Genomic DNA, 1,806 nt, shown 5'->3' with positions numbered 1-1,806 from the left:
CCAACGCGTTCCGTTCACGGCCGGATGGCCGCGTTGAACCATCCGAGCTGGTAGTCCAGGTCCTGGATGACGGTCCGGACCGCGTCGCCGGCCACGACGTGGCCGGTCGGGTGGCCGACAGTGGTGCCGACCTCGACCGTCGAGCCCGAATCGCCCTGGACGCTGACGTGATGGTCCGTCTCGATCACGTTCGCCCACGCGCCGCACGTGCGGTTCAGCCAGAGCGTCGGGAGCACCGCGCGGGCCCACGCCTGCTGGGTGCCGGCCGGCACGTTGACAAGGAGGTCGTCCCCTGCCGAGGTGGCCTGGTAGGCCTGGAACGCCCGGTGGGCGCCCTCCTGGTGGTTGCGGTCGAGAGCGATCAGCGCGATGTCCGCGCAGGGCGTCCCCGGCGTCTGCGTCTGCGGGCACACGGAGTGTGCGACGCGCCCGATGCGAGTGCCTGCGACGTCCGCGATGAGGTTGGTGGTCCGAGCGCCGTGCCCCGCCGTGCTGATCGCCACCCTGCCATTGCTCAGCGTCACCCGGCAGCCGAGCGTCGCCGACCTGCCCGGGACCGTCACCGTCTGTCCCGGTGCGCAGTGCTGCGGCGTGGGCGAGCCGCGCCCCACCATCCACAGGCCGATGCTCATGGGGTCGAACGTCATGCCGAGCGCCCGCATCCGGGACACCGTCTCCTCGTCCGTGGCTACCGGCCTGCCCTCGACCGGTGCGAGCGCCTGGTCGACGAAGGCGGTCGGCTGGGGCGGCCCGCCGCGCTTCGGCAACCAGAGGCCGAACCCCCAGAACCCGGCCACCCCCGGCTCGTCCCGCCACCGCACGACCGCCCCGTCCACCCCGCCCGGGACCTGCGACTCGGTGGCCTCGTCCATCACCGCGGCGGCCTCGGACAGCCGCTGGTTGGCAAGGGTGATCGCCCCGAAAATCTGGCTGTCGAGCTGGTACTGACCGGCCCAGAGATCGAATAACTCCATGATCCGCACCTTCTCGTACCAGGCGCCGGCGGCGGCTCGTGCCCCGCTTTCAGTACAGCACGCGACGGGCGGCACGCGAGCGGGGAGCCCGGCGGCGCAGCCGGAGGCGGCGCCGGGCGCAGTCACGGATCAACACCGCGGCCGGCTTAGTGTCCGCGGACCTGGTGCTGTGAGGCTGATCGGGTGCGGGACGGACCACGGCCTGGCGAGTCGGTCCGATTTTCATCTTATGTGTGTGAACATCCTGACTTGCGATTTCACACACCGTAGTGGGCGCACGTCACAGACGAGCCGTCAGTTGACTCAACCGACCCATCCTTCGGAGGACTTACGATGCCGGCCCAGAACAGATCTGTACGCAGGGGGTTGGTGGCAGCCGTCCTGGCTGCCGCGCCGCTGCTCACCCTCGCACCCGCGACTCCCGCCCACGCCCAGGAATTCCCCTGCAGCCTGGAAGTCGGCAAGCCCACGACCACGAATGCGGTCACGTCCATCTCGGCGAGCGTCTTCTGTCCGACCACACAGAGCATCCACCTCTCACTGCAGGGGTGCGACGAAAGCGATACTCCAAAAGTATTTTCCGATATCACCACAACCGTGGAGGGGAATACGACCCTCAACCATCAGGTGGCCGTCCCGAGCCCGATCACGACCAACTGCGCAACGCTCGTATTCCCCGGGCTCGGCGGCGAAACGGTGTGCGCCGGATGACAGCAGCCCGGCCCGGTCCGTGACGGCGGTTCACGGCCGATCCCGGCGAGGGCCGGCCCAGGCCCCGCCGACCGGGCGCTGCCAGACCGGACCGGTTCAGGTCCGTGCGAGAGCTCCGGGG

General features: G+C 69.8%; 2 protein-coding genes. One reads left to right on the top strand and one right to left on the bottom strand.

What is annotated here, in order from left to right; translation table 11 throughout:
* Positions 1–14 precede the first annotated feature (14 nt).
* Positions 15–974: a hypothetical protein gene (locus AB0O00_RS37725; protein ID WP_363659209.1), complete on the bottom strand. Its 960-nt coding sequence runs from the start codon at positions 972–974 to the stop codon at positions 15–17.
* A 369-nt stretch (positions 975–1,343) separates the two neighbouring features.
* Between AB0O00_RS37725 and AB0O00_RS37720 the strand changes: the two genes are divergently transcribed.
* Entirely contained in the window at positions 1,344–1,685 is a 342-nt protein-coding gene (locus tag AB0O00_RS37720; protein ID WP_363659208.1) for a hypothetical protein, read from the top strand.
* Positions 1,686–1,806 lie beyond the last annotated feature (121 nt).

Origin of the sequence: Kitasatospora sp. NPDC093558 (assembly GCF_040683475.1) — a bacterium.
Classification (GTDB): Bacteria; Actinomycetota; Actinomycetes; order Streptomycetales; family Streptomycetaceae; genus Kitasatospora.
The sequence above is the reverse complement of the archived record's forward strand: the minus strand, read 5'-3'. Positions and strand labels throughout refer to the sequence as shown.

Bases quoted from the DNA above. Each gene is read 5' to 3' on its own strand.
- AB0O00_RS37725 (WP_363659209.1), bottom strand. From the start codon at position 974: ATGGAGTTATTCGATCTCTGGGCCGGTCAGTACCAGCTCGACAGCCAG.